Origin of the sequence: Lactiplantibacillus xiangfangensis, from assembly GCF_001438845.1 — a bacterium.
In the GTDB taxonomy this organism is placed as follows: domain Bacteria; phylum Bacillota; class Bacilli; order Lactobacillales; family Lactobacillaceae; genus Lactiplantibacillus; species Lactiplantibacillus xiangfangensis.
The window spans coordinates 61864-80045 of record NZ_JQCL01000057.1 but is presented as its reverse complement, the minus strand read 5'-3'; the positions used below and the strand labels follow the sequence as shown (position 1 = coordinate 80045).

The 18182-nt window shown below is 44.9% G+C and carries 19 protein-coding genes; 6 read left to right on the top strand and 13 right to left on the bottom strand.

What is annotated here, in order from left to right; all coding sequences use genetic code 11:
- Nucleotides 1–10: 10 nt before the first annotated feature.
- From IV64_RS05955 to IV64_RS05930, 6 genes are all read right to left on the bottom strand, one after another.
- Complete coding sequence (locus IV64_RS05955; protein WP_057706217.1) at nt 11–805, bottom strand: SDR family NAD(P)-dependent oxidoreductase; 795 nt, start codon at nt 803–805, stop codon at nt 11–13.
- 164 nt (nt 806–969) lie between these two features.
- Nucleotides 970–1461 carry an alcohol dehydrogenase gene (locus IV64_RS05950; RefSeq protein WP_083491590.1) on the bottom strand — a complete coding sequence of 164 codons (492 nt, stop codon included), beginning with the start codon at nt 1459–1461 and terminating at the stop codon, nt 970–972.
- A 291-nt stretch (nt 1462–1752) separates the two neighbouring features.
- Nucleotides 1753–2565, bottom strand: coding sequence for a hypothetical protein (locus tag IV64_RS05945; RefSeq protein WP_057706216.1), 813 nt, complete (start codon nt 2563–2565; stop codon nt 1753–1755).
- A 21-nt stretch (nt 2566–2586) separates the two neighbouring features.
- Nucleotides 2587–3375, bottom strand: coding sequence for a DUF2812 domain-containing protein (locus IV64_RS05940; protein WP_057706215.1), 789 nt, complete (start codon nt 3373–3375; stop codon nt 2587–2589).
- Nucleotides 3376–3416: 41 nt separating this feature from the next.
- Complete coding sequence (locus IV64_RS05935) at nt 3417–3752, bottom strand: PadR family transcriptional regulator (protein ID WP_057706214.1); 336 nt, start codon at nt 3750–3752, stop codon at nt 3417–3419.
- Nucleotides 3753–3950: 198 nt separating this feature from the next.
- Nucleotides 3951–4667 (bottom strand): GntR family transcriptional regulator, encoded by a 717-nt coding sequence (locus tag IV64_RS05930; RefSeq protein WP_057706213.1) that lies wholly within the window; start codon nt 4665–4667, stop codon nt 3951–3953.
- Nucleotides 4668–5234: 567 nt separating this feature from the next.
- Between IV64_RS05930 and IV64_RS05925 the strand changes: the two genes are divergently transcribed.
- From IV64_RS05925 to IV64_RS05910, 4 genes are all read left to right on the top strand, one after another.
- Entirely contained in the window at nt 5235–5795 is a 561-nt protein-coding gene (locus tag IV64_RS05925; RefSeq protein ID WP_057706212.1) for an ECF-type riboflavin transporter substrate-binding protein, read from the top strand.
- A 4-nt stretch (nt 5796–5799) separates the two neighbouring features.
- Nucleotides 5800–7500 (top strand): ABC transporter ATP-binding protein, encoded by a 1701-nt coding sequence (locus IV64_RS05920; RefSeq protein ID WP_057706211.1) that lies wholly within the window; start codon nt 5800–5802, stop codon nt 7498–7500.
- Entirely contained in the window at nt 7500–8336 is an 837-nt protein-coding gene (locus tag IV64_RS05915; protein ID WP_057706210.1) for an energy-coupling factor transporter transmembrane component T family protein, read from the top strand. Before IV64_RS05920 ends, IV64_RS05915 begins: the two co-directional genes overlap by 1 nt.
- A gap of 286 nt (nt 8337–8622) precedes the next feature.
- On the top strand, nt 8623–9252 hold the full coding sequence (locus IV64_RS05910) for a hypothetical protein (RefSeq protein WP_057706209.1): 630 nt from the start codon (nt 8623–8625) through the stop codon (nt 9250–9252).
- 140 nt (nt 9253–9392) lie between these two features.
- On the opposite strand, the gene IV64_RS05905 is transcribed toward IV64_RS05910, so the two are convergent.
- A complete protein-coding gene (locus tag IV64_RS05905; protein ID WP_057706208.1) occupies nt 9393–10913 on the bottom strand; it encodes a hypothetical protein in 1521 nt (506 codons plus the stop codon).
- Nucleotides 10914–11054: 141 nt separating this feature from the next.
- Nucleotides 11055–12749 carry an oleate hydratase gene (locus tag IV64_RS05900; protein WP_057706207.1) on the bottom strand — a complete coding sequence of 565 codons (1695 nt, stop codon included), beginning with the start codon at nt 12747–12749 and terminating at the stop codon, nt 11055–11057.
- Between the two features lie 344 nt (nt 12750–13093).
- Between IV64_RS05900 and IV64_RS05895 the strand changes: the two genes are divergently transcribed.
- Nucleotides 13094–13771: a DUF6198 family protein gene (locus tag IV64_RS05895; RefSeq protein ID WP_476737442.1), complete on the top strand. Its 678-nt coding sequence runs from the start codon at nt 13094–13096 to the stop codon at nt 13769–13771.
- 145 nt (nt 13772–13916) lie between these two features.
- Here IV64_RS05895 and IV64_RS05890 read toward each other — a convergent pair whose 3' ends face one another.
- The 5 genes from IV64_RS05890 to IV64_RS05875 form a co-directional block, all read right to left on the bottom strand.
- Complete coding sequence (locus IV64_RS05890) at nt 13917–14372, bottom strand: nucleoside 2-deoxyribosyltransferase (protein WP_057706206.1); 456 nt, start codon at nt 14370–14372, stop codon at nt 13917–13919.
- Nucleotides 14373–14508: 136 nt separating this feature from the next.
- Nucleotides 14509–15381, bottom strand: a complete 873-nt coding sequence (locus IV64_RS05885) for an aldo/keto reductase (protein ID WP_057706205.1) — start codon at nt 15379–15381, stop codon at nt 14509–14511.
- A gap of 127 nt (nt 15382–15508) precedes the next feature.
- Entirely contained in the window at nt 15509–15634 is a 126-nt protein-coding gene (locus IV64_RS14755) for a hypothetical protein (protein WP_272946839.1), read from the bottom strand.
- 143 nt (nt 15635–15777) lie between these two features.
- Entirely contained in the window at nt 15778–17010 is a 1233-nt protein-coding gene (locus IV64_RS05880) for an MFS transporter (RefSeq protein WP_057706204.1), read from the bottom strand.
- 185 nt (nt 17011–17195) lie between these two features.
- Nucleotides 17196–17618 (bottom strand): Hsp20/alpha crystallin family protein, encoded by a 423-nt coding sequence (locus IV64_RS05875; RefSeq protein WP_057706203.1) that lies wholly within the window; start codon nt 17616–17618, stop codon nt 17196–17198.
- A gap of 243 nt (nt 17619–17861) precedes the next feature.
- On the opposite strand from IV64_RS05875, the gene IV64_RS05870 reads away from it, so the two are divergent.
- Nucleotides 17862–18056: a PspC domain-containing protein gene (locus IV64_RS05870; protein WP_057706202.1), complete on the top strand. Its 195-nt coding sequence runs from the start codon at nt 17862–17864 to the stop codon at nt 18054–18056.
- Nucleotides 18057–18182: the final 126 nt, after the last annotated feature.

Here is an 18182-nt window from a genome sequence, read left to right as displayed (position 1 = left end):
GTTGACTATTTTAATACAAAGTTGGGACCAAGCCACCGTCGGCACGCAACGCTTCGCCGGAAAAGCTACTAGCAAACGGACTGGCTACAAACACCGTTAACCGGCCAATCTCTTCGGGACGGATCAACCGCTGGATCTGAGACAACGGCCGGTGATTTACCATAAAGTCATGTTCCCACTGATCCTTTGGTAAATCAGAATCCGCGTACATTTCGTCCAACATATGCTGAACGCCTTCCGTCAAAGTCGAACCGGGCATGACCGTGTTCACCGTCACGTGCGTTCCCACGGTTAACTTGGACAAGCTTTTTGCTAATGATAAATTCATGGACTTGGTCATTGAATACTGGGGCATTTCACCGGACGGCATGACCGCCTCTTCACTCGCAATAAAAATAATGCGTCCAAAGTCATTAGCTAACATCGATGGCAAATAATGTTTCGCTAGGCGGTTACCAGACAAGACGTTGACCTTAAAGAAGCGGTCCCAAGTTGCATCATCAATATCGGCATACGCCATGGGGGCAAAAATCCCCATGTTGTTGACCAAAACGTCGACCGTCGACACTGACTTGAATAACTTTTCAGCTTCCGTTGGGTCGCTAATATCAAACGGCGCTGCCACTGGCGTCGTTTCTGGATACGCAGCTGCTAGTTGCTCAACGACTGCTTGGACCGTGTCCGCCCGCCGACCATTAATGACGACGTCCGCACCTTCTTTAGCAAAGGCGGTCGCAATGGCGCGCCCAATTCCTTTAGTCGAACCAGTTACTAACACCCGCTTATGTTCCAATCCCATTTCCATCCGTTACATCCTCCGTTCATTTTGACTACTGCTAAGTCTAAATGATTCCTTAAAGCAACTCAATTTTATCGGCTTGTTAAAATTAAGCGGATTATTTCCCGGGAAATTTCAATGCAAAAAAGCCACCAGTCAAAAAATTTAACTGGTGGCTTCTATGTACCAAACTATTCTGCACTGCTTTTCTCGTATTCTGCCAAAACGGGCATCACATAGCGCTTTTCAGCCTGCCGACGCGCCAAGATGGCATCATCCATATCGGCGAATTGTTGGTTCAACACTAACCGACCGCGATACATTAAGCGTGCGACCCACTTTTGTGAGCAACGATCAAACGATACGCCAATCACGCCGCTACGATTCCGACTATTGGGCTTCAAACGATCAACCGACGTTCCTTGATATAGGGGTAAATTATCACTACGGCCCATATTCTTACGGGTCTTAGGATTTTCAAAAATATTTTTCCGACTCACATCGGCGCGCAAACAGCCACAACTCTTTGTGATTCCTTTTCGCAACCGGTAGCTGTCAACAACGACCTGCCGACCGCATGAACATTGACACAACCACCGCGCATTACCGTTAGGCGCACTTTCAGCACGTTCAACCACTGTTAAACGGCTAAAGGTCTCTCCTGTTAAATCTTTTAGTCGCATCAAAATCACCTCGCTAAGTTTTGACGACTCTTCAGCCAGCTTTGACTGATTGTTTATATCTATAAGGTAAACTGATTTTGTGAAAATAATGTGATGAATACAAAAATATTCATAGTATAATTTATTTTCATTTTAATAATCAAAAATAACTTAATAAACATACCACACATTCCGGCTTTGTCTTCTAATTCAGAATACTACTTATTTTATTTATTGTCATTTGATATTATTTAATTTATAAGAAAAAGTAAAAAAAGTGAGACCAGGTCGTTATCCTAGTCTCACTTTTGATTACATAAACCACCCTAATGGTGCCAAGCCCAGCCAGCTGACAACGCTGACACGCGTTGTTGGCGTGGTATATGGCTTTAAACTCGCTTTAATATCTGACGCACTGGCCAACGTCTGCAGGTCGTACCAGTAAGCCCCTTTACTCGTCCGATTAACTAACGACCACCGACCAAGGCTCTTTAACGCTTCGGTATCCAAATCCGTCGTCAACGGATCGATGAACACGTGCATCGTCGGCATCCACGCGCCATCATAGTTTTCCGTATCCCGTCTCAAGATAACAATTTGATCTTGAAGTTGCTTAGCTGCCCGGTAAAGTCGAAAGACGACCACCCCGATGATCACCGCCGCAAAGAACCAAATGGTCATCGCATTTTCACCCTGATTTGCATCATCGATATTTAAAATCAGGAATATCACAATTCCTAAGAGTGCCACCGCCGAATAGATCACCACGTTGACGGTATTCATGGCCTGATCACGCATTCGAAGGCCCACTTTTAACCGCATTTGAGGGTCGCCAGGTAACACCTTAGTGGTGGTCGCTCGATCCGTCCCCGTGTAGACAACTTGAATATCTGGATTGGACACTTCATAAGTTGCCAACACCTTGAACTGTTGATTCGCCTTCGCCAACTCTGGCACAAAATCCGTAGCGACGTACTCGCTAAAAATTTGGTAGGTCGTTGTGACCCGCTTAAAGTGGTACCAACTGTTCCAAATACCGACTAACAAATAATGGCGTTTAGCTTCCCGATTCAGCCACGCCAACTCTTCCTTGGACCCCTTGATCATAAACCGATGCTTCCACATAAAATCACTTCCCTGTAATGGTTAAATATACCCGATTGGCGCTAAGCCTAAGTAGCTCATAACCGATATGTCAACGCTATCACCAACAATTGGCTGTAGCGTTTTCTTAATTTCAGCTAAACTGGCTAATGACCGCACGTCATACCAGTACATCCCCTTTTGATCATGGCCGACCAACGTCCATTCACCAATATCTTTGACCTTATCTAAGTCCAAATCATGTGACATATGATTCAAAAAGACGTGCTGAGTTGGTCGCCAAGCGCCCCGATAGTCACCGGTGCGGACGCGCAAAGCATTGGACTGCCGGTGCACTTTTCCCGCCATAAAGGCCGGTGTAAAGCTAATCACTAACCAAAAGAAAACGATCCACTCCATACCGTCATCCGTGAAAACGTTAAAGTAGATTAACCCGATAACGAGGAGCAATCCTAACGCAAAGAGAATGTTCATCCTATTTAACAGGTGTGCTCGCATCGCTAAGGCAATTTTTAATTGCAATTCCGCATCACCCGCATCGACCCTGGTTGCTTGTAATTGCGGCTCAGTCGTTCCCGAGTAACAAACCCAAATCTCTGGATTCGTTAAATGAACCGTTGTTAACACTTGAAACGGTCCTTGTGGCTGCTTCAAATCAGTGGCCACGTCATCCGTGACGTACTCACTAAACAGGCGGTACGTTTTGGACGTCTTGGTAAACTGGTACCAGTTGCCGCGAACACTTGTTAAGAGCCACCCCTTTTTAGCCAAGTGGTTCAACCATTTTAATTCAGTCTCTGAACCCTTGATTATCAATTTATACCGACGCATTGAATCCCCTTCTTTCCAATACTCCCCCGATTATTTGTCGGTTATTCCTGAATCTTTTCATTCTCGCAGATTTGATTGAGTAGCTTTAAACGTGCGTATTCCGCTTCCAAAACGGATTCACCACTCCCCGTGATTTCGTACGTGTGTACATCGTCATCATCCACTTGTTCGGTCATGAGATAGTCCCTTGTCATGGCATGTAAATTAGTGAATAGCGTCCCCAAACCAAGTTGTAGCTTGTTGTCCGTCAACGCCGCAATCTTTGCGGGAATATCTTCACTTTTGATTGGCTTACGAACACTCACGAGCGTTAAAAAAGCGGCTTCCGTCATTGGTTCATACTTATCGATCAGCCGTTGGTAAAAATTTTCTGGCATATGCGTTCCCCCCTAATTAGGCTAAATAAAGCGCTTACTTTCACTAACTTAATTATGACGCTCTTAGTAATCTAATGCAATCTACACCAGTGTTTTAGGCGGTATAATCACACTGCATATCAAAAAAGTCACCGCGGAAATCTGCGGTGACTTCTTAGAAGCGTTATTTCACTATTCTTTGGTCGTACTAACGTCTTTTTAATGCACTTGAATGTCCGCAACCACGGTACTCGTTGCGTACGGAAAATGTGATTCCGAAACTTCAAACGGTTGACCATCATCCATGTAACTGACCTGGTTAATGACTAAAACGGGCTCATTTAAGGTCGCACCCATGGCTTCGACATCCTCATCCGTTGCCTTGGCCGCAGAGATGATCCGGTGGGAGCCGGCAATCTTCATGCCGTGCTCCCGTTCCAAATAGCCATAAATAGAACCTTCCAAAACTTTCTTCGTCAATGTGACCAGGCCAGTTGGCATAATCGTGTGCTCGTAGGCCCAAATTTTGCCATCAACGAACCGTGTCCGCCGAATCACGTAAACGGGATCCATTTCGTCAATCATCAGCTGTTCGGCTTCACGTTTGGTCGGTAAACGGGCTTCTAGTTCCAAAACCTTACTCGTGACCTTTTTTCCCTCATGCGTCCGGGTCGTTCCCAGCGGGCGGTCAACTTGCGTTTCTTGCCGATGCTCCGTTAAACTGAAGTCTTTGCGTACAAAGGTCCCGGCGCCCCGTTTCGAGTAGACCATGCCTTCAATGATCAATAATTGAATCGCTTTGTGGATCGTAATCCGGGTCGTATCAAACTTTGCCGCTAGCTTATTTTGATCCGGCATTAATTCACCTGGTGTATATTTGCCGGACTTGATATCGTTTCGTAAGCTGTCGGCAATCGTTTCATACTTGTAAGCCAAATTAGTCACATTCTTTCTTTAATAAGTTCTTGGTAACTAGTTTACCCCTTTTAATAGCTAAATGAAATCATTTGTATATACTTTTATTATCTTTGTTCAATTAGTGCTGTCGAACCGTCGTTGTCCTTTAATACCTACTATAATAGTTTGATTACTTTACGTTGCAGACATAAAGTAATTACTGACCAATCCCATGTAACCGCTGCCCTTCGCTTGGTTTTGCTTGCGATGGTTTACGGTTTGGCGTATGCTGTAATAAGTTAAATTCAGATGAGAAAAAGCTGTGACGAGATGAGTAGATTAACCTTTGCCTTTAGAGAGCCGTGTTTGGTGCAAAACGGTGACAACGTTAATCGAAGATGGTCTCGAAGAAGCTACTAGGGCCACTAATCAACCTTAGTCGGAGCGATCCGTTAACATCAAGACGAGTCCCTTTGGGGAAAATCTAGGTGGTAACACGCACAAACGCGTCCTTGAAAGTGTAAACTTTCAGGCGCGTTTTTTTCGTTGCCATACCGCTCATCACCGTTGTTTGCCATTATTATTCATATCTAAGGAGTGTTTTGCATGCAAAATCAGCAATCTAATTCAATCCGTACCGTCGTCGCTACTGGGATTGGCGCCGCCGTCATCTTTGTTTTAATGAAGTTCGTGGCCATTCCAACCGGGATTCCTAATACCCAGGTCAACGTCTCCATTGGTTTTCTGGCCTTACTCGGCGCCATCTTTGGGCCAGTCGCTGCCGGCCTAGCCGTATTCATCGGCCACGCTTTAAACGATTTCGTCACTTATGGTTCACCATGGTGGACATGGGTCATCGTTGATGGTTTAATCGGAGTCGCATTCGGGTTAGCAAAAAACCGGCTCAAAATCGCTAACGGCGCCCTTTCCACATCAAAATTAGTTTGGTTCAACATTTACCAAGTCGTCGTTAACTTTGTTGGGTGGGTGCTTTTGGCACCAACCGGTGATATCATTATTTATCATGAACCAGCAACGAAAGTGTACGTGCAAGGCGTCACAACCTGGATCATCGACTCAATCTCAGTTGCCATCATTGGGACCATCCTACTAGTTTTATACTCACGGACTCGGACCCAACGTGGGAGCCTAAAAAAGGAACGTTAATACTATGACCGCACCAATCATTAGCTTTAAAGACTTTTCATTTCAATATAACAGCCAAACTGAACCGACGTTACGCCATATCAATCTGGATATTTATCCCGGTGAAAAGGTTCTGATCGCGGGACCATCCGGTTCTGGAAAGTCCACCTTAGGGCGATGTTTGAACGGACTCATTCCACAATCCTATCCTGGAAAAGTGGCTGGAACTGCCATGGTCGCCGGCAAAGAAGTGACGAAGAGTTCTATTTTTGACCTCTCCATGAACGTCGGTACCGTCCTCCAAGACCCCGACAGCCAATTTGTTGGCCTGACCGTTGTCGAAGACATGGCGTTCTCACTGGAAAACGACCAACAATCGCAGGACGAGATGCAAAAAGCAACCGCAAAATGGGCAACGACGTTAGATTTAAAGGACTTATTGACCCATCGGCCACAGGAACTCTCCGGTGGTCAAAAACAACGGGTCTCCATGGCCGGCGTCTTAATCGACAACAGTAAAATCTTGCTGTTTGACGAACCGTTGGCAAGCCTCGATCCCGCTTCTGGTAAGGCGTCGATGGCCTTGATCGATCACTTGACCCATACGCAAGATTTGACCGTGGTGATTATCGAACACCGAATTGAAGATGTGTTGCAACAGCCAATCGACCGCTTAATCGTCATGCAAGACGGTGCCATTGTGGCCGATGACAAGCCCGAAGCCATTTTGCGGCAGTCCTTAATGGCCCAGCTTGGATTGCGTGAGCCGTTATATTTATCGGCTTTAAAGCTTGCTGGCGTTGATCTCGACACGTGCCAACACATCGATTCTTTAGCCAATTTACAGGTTCCAGATTTAACGGACCAGCTACAACGCTGGACAGCGGGGGTAACCTTAAAGGCACCCGTCCAGCACCCGGACCCACTACTAACCATCGACCACTTGACCTTTGGATACGACCCCAAGGCACCCATCATTAATGACCTCTCGACTACCCTCAATCGGGGTGAGATGGTCAGCCTCGTTGGCCAAAACGGGACTGGTAAATCGACGCTCAGTAACTTGATTACTGGCTTTTTGACCCCTCAACAGGGTCACATGACCTTCAACGGGCAACCGTTGGAACACCAATCCGTCAAAGAACGGGCCGATCAGATCGGTTACATTTTGCAAGACCCTAACCAGATGATTTCAAAAACACTGATCTACGATGAAGTCGCGGCCGGACTAGTTTTACGGGGTGTTGATCCTGATACCATTGAGCAACGCGTTTACGACGTTTTAAAAGTCTGTGGACTTTACGAATTCCGGCACTGGCCCATTTCGGCACTGAGTTTTGGCCAAAAGAAACGCGTGACGATTGCGGCAATTTTAGTCCTAGAACCAGCGATGCTCATTCTTGATGAACCTACTGCGGGACAAGACCTACAACACTATACCGAAATGATGGGCTTTTTAACGAAAATCAACCATGAAAAGGACATGACCATCATGTTGATTACCCATGACATGCACCTCATGCTCGAATACACTGACCGGACGATTGTTCTGGGTAGTGGGAATATTTTAATGGACGCAGCGCCGGCCGACGTTCTCACAAACGACACCATTATTGACCAAGCTTCATTAGCCAAGACGAGCCTCTATTCGTTGGCGGCGGCCCACGCGATCAATCCAACCGAATTTGTGGCTAAGTTTGTTCAGGCTGAACGGGAGGCGCGCTGATGCAACATCAACTATTGATTGGTTACGATGACAGGCACACCTTCTTAAACCGTTTGAGTGGTAGTACCAAGTTGCTTAGCTTTGTCGGCTTATCCGTCATTGGCATGATGACATTCGATACCCGTTATTTGCTCGGTATCATGGTCTTCTCGTTAATCTTATTTCGATTTTCAAAAATCAAATATCGCGACGTATCCTTTGTGATGAGTGTTATCATCGGTTTTTCCGTGTTGAACCTCGTCATGGTCTACGTCTTTGCCCCCCATTATGGAGTCGATATTTATGGCACCGAACACCTACTACTAGGGAGTTCTAACCACTACTTTAACTTGACGACGGAGCAACTCTTTTACGAGTTCAACTTACTTCTTAAGTACACGTTCGCGGTTCCGTTGGCATTGATTTTTTTGATGACGACCAACCCTAGTGAATTCGCAGCTAGTCTGAATAAGATTGGGATTTCCTATCGTATCAGCTACTCGGTCGCCATTGCGCTCCGCTATATTCCGGATGTTCAATCGGATTACCGGACAATCAGCTTAGCGCAACAAGCCCGTGGGTTTGAAATTTCTAAAAAGGCGAAATTTATGACTCGAGTCAAAGGTGGTATTCAAATTATGCTACCCCTGATTTTTTCCAGCCTGGATCGGATTGAAGTGATCAGCCAAGCGATGGAATTACGCCGCTTTGGTAAGGGCAAAAAACGGACGTGGTACATGGCGCAGAAGTTCAAGCGTAACGATTACCTCGCGTTACTAGTCGTGGCCTTGTTAATTTTACTTGGCATTGCCCTGTTTAAGGTTAACGGCGGACGTTTTTGGAATCCATTTAAATAAATAACCTTTTAAATAGGGCCACCCAGCAAACGCTGTTGGGTGGCCCTATTTTAGTCAAAAATCTAACTAAATAATGTTTCACGTGGAACAATCCAATACTATTTCAGTGTGCCACCGGCCTTCTAAGGCCCAACTTTCCTACTACCAAATAATTCCATATAATTTCTTTATGCTAGAGGTGTTTATTTTGGAATTTTCACATTTATTATTGCATAGTTAGTTTTGTAACCTGTGTTGCTTTAAGAACAGATTACTAAATTAAACCGACTACTGAGGAGAAAATGGTATGACAACTACACCAAAATGCACTCATTTAGTATCGCTTGGATCACCAGAAGAAGCTGCGGATCAAATTAAACAACTACTTGGTCTGGGGTGTAATACTCTGAAAGCAGATTCTGACTTGTGTTGTACAAATTTAGAGCCTTTGGCAAACAGTCTTGTTAATCCTTCTGCTGCTGATGTCGAAAACATCTTTTCTGTCTCACTGGATCTTACTAATCAAGACCAGAAAGATAAGGAACAGTATATCAAAAATAAATTTAAAGAGTTTTCGCAAAACAATCGCAGACTGCTGGATAGCTATCTCTGGGTAGAAATATCAGATATGGGAAAAGTAGTAGTAGTTGGTAGAACTACGATAAGATACAATGATCTGCTCAAAAAATACACGTTTCCACTGGGAGATACGGCTAAGGCTTTAGCTGAATACTATCATCTTCAACAGGACACAACTGAACACTATGTTGAGCAAATCAATCAAAAAATCGCAGGTGCAGTCATTATACCTGTTAAAGCCAACTCTGAATTTCCTTTAGATGACACTCATTACATCAGCAAAGTTGAAACGCAAATTGGCGAACAAATAGTACGCGCGTATGGGGCTATCAACGCATCATCACACACTAGTTATTAATTTCATAATATCTACTAATTTTCAAAATGGATAATGAAAACAGTCAAAAAAAGATGGCTTACAGCCATCTTTTTTCTAGCTTGTCTTATCGTTTCAGAAGCATCTTGCCACTCAATTAAGATGTTTCACGTGAAACATTCTTACCGGTGTTCTAATAGCCACTGGAAGCGTCGAATCGCCGTCTGGTGGTCAGTCTCACTATGTTGCGCCACATAAAAGTAACTTAACGTTTCGTGTAATTCGGCTTGTCGTTCCATTGCTAAGTGATACTGCTGATCAAAGCGCTGGTTAAAGTCTGCCATCGTCTCGCTAGTCGCCAGTTCACGCCGACAAAAGGTTTGTAGCTCACCCTTAGTCAGTCGTTGCCGTGCAATTACCCCTAACTCGGGATTGGCAGCCAACCGCCGACCAAGTTCACGTTGCATCGTTTCCGTTGCGTGAGCCCCTAACCACGTTTCAATCTGCGTCACTGTCGACTGGTCACACAATTGCTCAAACCATGTCAGCGTCAGTTGGGACGCCCAGCGCGTCGTTAACAATCGTTGCCAATCCGCTCGCTGGTTCGCTGCTTGATGATAAGTCCATCCCCAACAACTGTTGAAGACGTCGTCGTAGAAACGGGTCGTTTGCCGCTGATCTAATTCACGGGTCGTTTGGTCGAGATCTTGTACGAATTGGTGGTCTAACATGGCCAGCCGACGTACTTGAATCCGTCCCGTCTGCCGGTACTCAATCACCATTTGCCCAAATTGGTAGGAATTGACTAACGTTTTTGACATGGCAGGTACCGTTAACTTTTCAAATCGTTGTTTGGCTTCTGGGCGTTCAGGACGCGTCACGATAATTGCGGCTAACTGACTCAAGTAACGGCGGTATGCCCGGCTATTGCGTAACTTTTGTTCGGCCGCATTCACAGACTGTTGCGCATCGATTTGGCGTTGTTGCTGGTCTTGTACTAATCGCTGTTGGGCAGCGTGCTTTTCAGCAGCCACAACGGCTTGTTCGTCGGCAGCCAGACGCTGATAAGTCTGCTCGGCCGGACGCAACTCACGCAACGGGAGCTTAGTCGTTCTGCGTCTTAGGTACGTCGTCACCGTATCCGTTGTCGTCTGCCGCAGCTGTTGTGCCTGCGGACGCTGGCTCACTGGTAGATCCGGTAGCCACGGCTGCTTAAACATAATTGTTGGCACAACGGGCACTGCCTCTGTCAGAGTCTGATACTGCTGGACCGCGTTGCGGTTATCTTCAGTTGTAATCACCATCAAATAGCGGGTTTCAGCGTTCATGAACTTTTTAACGCACTCCGAACCCACCACTAATTCCTGGTGGTTGTGTTTATTTTGAACGTGATATTCATAGCGCACCGGCTTGTGGCACAGTTCGCAATGCCGCCACTGAGTCCGGGATTCACTCGGATTAATCACGTAAGGCAAGCTAGCTAGTAGTTGCCACTCGTGACTACAAGCGGTTAACCAATCCGCGTGTTTTTGAATAATTAAGTTACGGACCGTCGGCTTCAAAAAGTCACTGTCCGCTTTGATTGTGACGTGTTCACGTAATAGTGGACTAATTTGCTGCAAACTGCTTTGCCGCCGTACCCGCTCGCTTAACAAAAAGAAGCGATTTTCTGCGGGTGTCACTAAAGTGGTCATCGCTGGCATGGCGCCCACTCCCCTCTTAAAAAGGTGCCGTTCTAGCATACCATATCTTACCGTCACGTCTTCAGAAAGAACCCCCAAAGACACAACAAAACGGCGCCGTGCAATTGCACAACGCCGTTTCATATTTTAATGGCTAATTAATTAGCTAAACATTTTCTTAGTTGCTTTGAGCAAGGTCTTAGGATCCTTGTCGTAACGTGGTGTCTTAACCAAGTTTTCCATTGGTACACCGGCAAAGTGGTAAGCGGCAATTTCACCAGAACGAACCGCACTTTGTTCTGTGAAGATCATCTGGTAAGGTTGTTCCGCAAATTCACCCGTGAAGGCCAAGTTAGTCGAATGCTTTGGCAAAACTTCTGGACGATCGGACTTTGCCCGGTTGTTGAAGAGTGCGGAGGCATATGGCATGTAAACAGGAATGTTGTTAATGATGCTATCCATGATTTCTTTTTCCTTATCCTTAATGTTACCAGGACCAGGATCAACCTTGGATAACTGGCCAATCAATTCTTGGGCCATTTCTTTCCCAGTCATTTCAATGTAAGGCTTGTGTACAAATTCACCCTTACGACGTGGGTAGAGGAAGTAGCCCCAAAGAACCGTTTCATTTGGCTTCTGGGTCGTAAAGTGTGGTTGATGGTGAACCACGATCGACATGTTAACATCCTTTTGATTCAACGGCGTAATTGGCGTGGTTGAAAGGAAGGAGTTCAACGCATTTCCGGGTTCCTGAGTGGTGATCCGCACGATTTCGTTTAAGAACAAGTGGTTCTTAGTCGTCAACGTGAAGCTGGACCATTCACTCGCATTGCGGTCATTGAAGAACTTGTCTGGCGTCCCTAAGTTGTAGAAACGTTCAGTAGCTTTCTTCCAGAGTGCCGCACTGAGCCCGTATTCCATGTTTTCTGGTGCTGGTGTGTTGAAATCACCCATCGTTGCGGAGTCGGTGATTGACCCGTTCGTGAAGATCACGGCAGTATCGTCGTCCACTTCAACTTCTTCGGTATCACCACTCTTAACATCCTCAACGACTAAGCCAGTGACCGTGATCTCGTCTTGCATTTCGGTGTCTTTGAACTTCCAGTCTTTAACAATCTTGTTATCGATGAAGGTGACATCTTGAGCTTCCAAGTATTTGATCAGTGGTAAAATCATGCTTTCAAATTGATTGTAACGGGTCCGGTTAACCCCAACCAAATGTTCAATTTGTGTGAATTCATAAATCATTTGGTGCATATAACGCCGCAGTTCCTGAACGGAGCTTTGGGTTCTGAATGCAAACGTGGTTTCCCACATGTACCAGAAATTGGTCTGGAACATATGTGGGTCTTCTTTGAAGTAGTCCGCAATTGAAACGTTATCGAGCTTAGTTTCTTCGCTATCTGGCATCAAAACTAACTTGCTTAGTAACGTCCGGTCCTTGTTATTCATGCCCAACTTGCCTGCATCAATAATGCCCTTACCACCTTGCATCAAACGTGCAATGTCGTAAGTCCGATGTTTCGAGTCAAAATCACGCGTATCCTCAGCGGCCGTCATCCCTGGTTCCGTTACGGAAGGAATCCGGTCCAATAAATCCATTAAGTCAACGTACGTCCGGTAGTTCAGCATCCGACCACCACGGGCAACGTAACCCGTTGTGTTTTCCATCGGATGATTCTTGTTCCAATACTCATTGGTAAAATCAGTGGTAGAACCACCATCGTTAGCACCATGCATATCAACGCCGTAGAAAGTGATGTCCTTGCCATCCCAATGACCATCTTGAATCAAATATACAGCCGCGGCCATGTTTGATAGCCCGGCACCAATCATAATTGCTTTACTTTTAACCATAATAACGCCCCCAAAATAGGTTTTTCAATGTTTGATAACGCTTACAGGTACATTATACAACTTGGATAGTGCTTGTCCAGTTTGAACTGAAAATTTTTACTTCTTTTCATAAAAGCTTAATAAGTGTTGTCACGATAATCCTATAACACCGTTAGTTATTAACGCCATCGCTTGCCATTCAAACTTTACGTTAGCGTTAGTTTAGTCGCAAAGTTTGAATTATTTTAATCATAAAATCAAAAACCATTTAAACTTTCTATTAATATTATGAGCTGTGCCCCTTTTACCAGCCCATTAAATGCTTTAAGATTAACTATCGAATCATTATTTTTGGAGGGATTTTTTTGCCGGTAAACGGTCCTACTCGTAATACGTTACCCACCCGAATCATCGCATTAATTTTTAGTTTGGCTTTAAACGCCTGCGGTAACGCACTGTGCGTGACTTCCAATGTCGGCAGCGGCATTTGGACGGCCGCAGCGGTCAACTTACACGCTGCCTTTGGTCCGGACGTCGGTATCTTGCTGTTCATCATTGGCTTGATCAACGCACTGACTAATCAAGTGCTGATTCGGCACATAGACTTACCTCGCTTCGGGGGCGAGATCGTCTACGTGCTAGTTTTTAGCTATTTTATTGATATTTTTATCAAAGGTTTTACATGGCTCGGGGTGCCCGCGCTACCATGGTTTGTGCGCATGCTTCTATCGATTTTAGGTGTCTCTGCCTTTTGCATTGCCATTTCGATGTACCAACGCGCTAACATCTTTATGCACCCTAACGATGATACAACGAACATTTTGCGTTTTATGTATTTAAAGGAAAACGCAACCGCATCGCAGTTGATCGACTTCGTCCCACCAATTATCGTTATTTTAATAACCTTTGTGATCACCCATCGAGTTTTGGCCGTGAACATTGGGACCCTCTACTCGATCCTGATGAACGGTGTCATCATTGCCGCTGCTGATCAGTATATCTTTCCAAAGCTCGTTCATAACTTTAAATTCAATTCACGATAAAAGAGTGGCCCAAAAGACGGTTAGTTTGTGAGCATTAACGTGAAATCAGTGATTATTCTTGGGTTTAGAACGGTCGCTGATTTCGGGTTAAGCGAAACAAACTGCCTTTTGGACCACGTTTCTTATCTTGACTGTTCATTCAAGATTAACGAATCGTACCCGTATATTGAAACGCATCCGAGGTTGGATCTTGTAAAAAAGCTTTTAAATCGGTCATATTTTCAATCGTGGCCTTCCCAGATTTTGCTAACATCACGTTAAAGGTGCCCTCACCTAAAGTTTCACCATAGTAGGCCACTGGAATATCCAGACCATACGCTGTTCCAGTTTCCCAAATTGTGCCAGTGTCAAAACCATCAACAACGGCGACCACTAACTTAGCCCGTTTTAAATGCAACACGTTGTCCGCAAAGACTGTGTTTCGGTCTGCTTCAGTCGCATCAGGCGTCAAATCAATGCCGTCCAGTCGCGGACTGTAGTAGGTCAGCCCCATATCATCCATTAACCGCTCGATTTTTGCTAATCGTTCGGGTTGTCCCGGCGTAAACCAAGGACCCGCCAAATAAATTGCTGGGTGGTCACTCATTAGTCGTGTACTCATTTCATCGATCCTCTCTCAATCTGTTTATCCATTTTAACCACAGGGCGTTTTGAAAACAAGCATCACAAACAAACCGTCCAAGATGAAACCAGCGAACGGCTTTATCTTGGGCGGTTATAATAATTTCATATTGTGATTATTTTTGACTCAATTGGCTCAACCCATTAAAGTCGGCCGTCGATAATTCAACGTTTGCGGCTGCAACGTTATCTGCCAAATGTTCCACGGAACTCGTCCCAGGAATTGGCAAAATATTATCCGACCGCTTCAACAACCAAGCTAACGCAATTTGCGCAGGACTAACTTGGTATTTTTGTGCCATGGTACTCAGTACACTACCTGGCTGTGCCAGTTCACCGGTTGCTAACGGGAACCACGGCAAGAACGCCATGTTTTGTGAAGCCGCGTAATCAACCACGTCGTCATCACGATGATCTGAAACGTTGAACAAGTTTTCAATCGCATCGATTTTAGCCACTTTTTGAGCCTCTTTGATTTGGTCCACGGTGACCTGGCTCAACCCGATATGTTTAATCTTGCCTTCGTCTTGTAACTGCTTCAATTCACCAACTTGATCCGCAATTGAAAAATGATCATCGATTCGGTGTAAGAATACGAGGTCTTCATGATCGATTCCTAAGGTCATCATTGAAACTTCTACTTGTTGCCGCAGATAGTTAGGTTCACCATGCGGCGTCCAAATATTTGGCCCTTGCCGCGTTTGACCAACCTTATCCGAAATAAAAATTTGATCGCGATTTTGCGCACCACTTAAGCCGGCTGCTAAGTACCGATCCGCAAACCATGGCCCGTACGAATCCGCCGTGTCAAAGAAGTTGACGCCGTATTCCAAAGCCTTTTTAATAACCTTGATTCCATTTTCAGGATCAGCATAGGGACCCCAAGTTCCAGGACCCGTTAATTGCATGGTGCCGTACCCAAGCCGATTAACCTTGAACTGATCATCAAACGAATACGTTCCCGCATTAGCTGCATTAATTGTTGTCATTCAATCGCTCCTATCATAATCAGTATTATTTCGTTATCCTAACCCAGTTTACTCCCAGTATTGAGTGGGTCAAACATTTTACCCACTCTACGGGAACTGCTCATTACCGGAGAACAATCGTTATCCGTTAGTGTTTGTGATTTAATTGATGCTGTTTGATCCGTTGTGGTTGCACATGAACGGTGGGGTCCCCCACTAAAGTAAGTAACCCAGTTGCTACTAGTACGACCATTAAGATTTGAATAATTGCCATATTTAACACCTCTACATAACTTCTATAATTGAAATATGGCTAGTTTAGCCCCTTCGACCTACTCGAAGACAATGATTTTTTCTGCCAAAAATTATCCTCATCAAAAAAGCGCTTGGGACTGTTGCTCCCCAAACGCTCATCATTTACTCGGTACTTCGTTTTTCTCTTTTCCAAATATCGGGTACTAACCACAAGACTAATCCCAAGTTGATCAACAACAACACCGCCGTCATGATAAAGACGGCATTATAATTAAACCAACCTGCGACAAGCCCGCCTAGTAACGCCCCCAGCATATTCCCAATCGCTTGAAACGATTGATTATAGCTAAAGACCGTCGACGTTAAGTGGACTGGCGTATTTTTGGTTAAAACCGTTTGAATCTCCGGGTACAACGCACCATCAGAAATTCCAATCGCAAATCGCAGTATTCCAAGTGCAATGACACTCGTTACAATCCCCTGTGGGAAGTACATAATGACCGCAAAAATATAGCCGAAGACAAGTACACGTCCCGAACCATGATGATCGCCATAACGTCCTAACCGGGGCGCAGCAATAATGTTAGAAATCCCGGGAAGCGCGGCAATAATTCCCGCAACCACCGTAATGGGGCCACGGTAATTCATTAGTTCTCGCACATACAGGCTAATGATGGGCGCAATTGACGCATTCCCAAATTGAACAATTGCCGTTGAACAAAGCATAACGATGATCAGCATTGGATTTTTAAACGCCGCTAACGGGTTACGACTCTCACCCGGTTGCCGATGATGTTCCACCGGCTTAAAGTGCTCCTGAACAAAGATCAAGCTCATCAAAAATGCGACCATCAAGAGGCCCGCCGTAATGAAGAAGGTATTGCGAATGGAAAACAATTGAGCTAAAAAGCCACCAATAACTGGTCCGAACAATTGCCCACTAACGGCCCCAGTAATCAAAGTGCTGAGCGCCCGGCCACTATATTGGCGCGGGGTCTGTGAGGCCACTAGCGCCTGCGCGTTAGAAATAAAGCCCGCAAAAACGCCTTGAAGCGCCCGTAAAGCAATCAATTGCCAAACGCTGGTCACAAATCCCATTAACCCCATCGCAACGGCCATTCCGAGTGAAGCCCGTAACAGCATAATCTTACGGCCTTTTTTATCCGCAATGATTCCCCATAACGGGGCTGAGATTGCAGAAATCGCGTAGTCCGCAGCAAAGGCCAAACCACTATAAAACGTGACCTGCGCCTTAGTAAAATCACCTAATTGACTAACGAATAATGAAAGGAATGGCATAATTTCACTAAAAGCCATCCCGGCAACAAACGTACAAAACCATAGAACAATTAAATTACGATGCCATGGTCCGCGCTCACGTTCTGCGTCATCCACGTCTGTCATCTCCAAATCTAGTAACAACTAATTTTCAGTAAGTGTCATGATAATTAGCTTATCATATTTTTTGCACGAAATTACAGCTATTTCCCGGGAAATTTTTGGGTGTGTTCACCGAGACAGCAAAAAGCACGCGTCCGTGTGATTACGGACGCGTGCTTTTTAACTATCTATAACGTTAATTACTGAATTTCAATGTGACCAGCATCTTTTGCGGGTGCCGTCTTAGGTAACGTGATCGTCAAAACACCAGCCGTTTGGGTCGCACTGATCTTATCAGCGGCGACGTTTGGTAAAACGTACTGACGTTGTAACGTGCCAGCATGACGTTCATTCAAGACAACGTTTTGATCTTTGTCTTCATGATCAACAAAGCTGTTCTTTTGAACTTTGATCGACAATACGTTGTCGCGGTAATCTAACTTAACGTCCTGCTTATCAATTCCTGGAACGTCGACCTTAACTTGATAACGGTCATCCGTTTCATCAATGTCCGTCTTCAACGCTTGATCCATACTAGTAAACGGTGCCCAGAAATCCTGCGCCATTCGTGCAAAAGGATCCAACATACCAAAATCATTTTTGTTCATTAAAGTGTTAGCCATACTAACAGTCCCCTTTCATTCATAATGCTTGGCTAATTATACGGGCCGGCGGTTTTATTTTATTTGACCTTTCCTGACCTTCGACTTATATACTACCAGCTTTATTTATCGATGCAAGCAATTAGCACTCCAGATGTTGGACTGCTAATTGCTAGTTAATTCTTAAACCCTATGCGAATTAGTGGCCGTTTGTAAGTAAACCTGCTACATTAAGTGTAGTAATTTAAAAAGGGGTACTAAACTATGAAAATTAATATTCATCGTTCAGCACACGACCGCGTCTTTGCTGGCGTTGTCGGTGGACTGGCTGAACATTTCAACTGGAATGCTAACGTCGCACGGCTACTATTTGTTGTTTTATCTATTACACCCGTGTTTCCAGGAATCATCGTTTATTTGATTTTATGGTTATTAATGAAGGATCCAATTGAAGCGTAATCACATGCAGGTGGTGCCCCTTTATCCGGGCGTCACCTGTTTTTATCACTATTCAGTGATACCCAATTGTCACACTCGTAATTTTCAGACACAAAATTGTTAAACATTTTAATACCTAAAAATAAC

Bases quoted from the DNA above. Each gene is read 5' to 3' on its own strand.
- IV64_RS05900 (WP_057706207.1), bottom strand. From the start codon at position 12,749: ATGGTTAAAAGTAAAGCAATTATGATTGGTGCCGGGCTATCAAACATG.
- IV64_RS05875 (WP_057706203.1), bottom strand. From the start codon at position 17,618: ATGGCTAACACTTTAATGAACAAAAATGATTTTGGTATGTTGGATCCT.
- IV64_RS05950 (WP_083491590.1), bottom strand. From the start codon at position 1,461: ATGCGACTAAAAGATTTAACAGGAGAGACCTTTAGCCGTTTAACAGTG.
- IV64_RS05935 (WP_057706214.1), bottom strand. From the start codon at position 3,752: ATGCCAGAAAATTTTTACCAACGGCTGATCGATAAGTATGAACCAATG.
- IV64_RS05925 (WP_057706212.1), top strand. From the start codon at position 5,235: ATGCAAAATCAGCAATCTAATTCAATCCGTACCGTCGTCGCTACTGGG.
- IV64_RS05905 (WP_057706208.1), bottom strand. From the start codon at position 10,913: ATGCCAGCGATGACCACTTTAGTGACACCCGCAGAAAATCGCTTCTTT.
- IV64_RS05955 (WP_057706217.1), bottom strand. From the start codon at position 805: ATGGAAATGGGATTGGAACATAAGCGGGTGTTAGTAACTGGTTCGACT.
- IV64_RS05940 (WP_057706215.1), bottom strand. From the start codon at position 3,375: ATGCGTCGGTATAAATTGATAATCAAGGGTTCAGAGACTGAATTAAAA.
- IV64_RS14755 (WP_272946839.1), bottom strand. From the start codon at position 15,634: ATGGCAATTATTCAAATCTTAATGGTCGTACTAGTAGCAACTGGGTTA.
- IV64_RS05945 (WP_057706216.1), bottom strand. From the start codon at position 2,565: ATGTGGAAGCATCGGTTTATGATCAAGGGGTCCAAGGAAGAGTTGGCG.
- IV64_RS05920 (WP_057706211.1), top strand. From the start codon at position 5,800: ATGACCGCACCAATCATTAGCTTTAAAGACTTTTCATTTCAATATAAC.
- IV64_RS05870 (WP_057706202.1), top strand. From the start codon at position 17,862: ATGAAAATTAATATTCATCGTTCAGCACACGACCGCGTCTTTGCTGGC.
- IV64_RS05915 (WP_057706210.1), top strand. From the start codon at position 7,500: ATGCAACATCAACTATTGATTGGTTACGATGACAGGCACACCTTCTTA.
- IV64_RS05885 (WP_057706205.1), bottom strand. From the start codon at position 15,381: ATGACAACAATTAATGCAGCTAATGCGGGAACGTATTCGTTTGATGAT.
- IV64_RS05910 (WP_057706209.1), top strand. From the start codon at position 8,623: ATGACAACTACACCAAAATGCACTCATTTAGTATCGCTTGGATCACCA.
- IV64_RS05890 (WP_057706206.1), bottom strand. From the start codon at position 14,372: ATGAGTACACGACTAATGAGTGACCACCCAGCAATTTATTTGGCGGGT.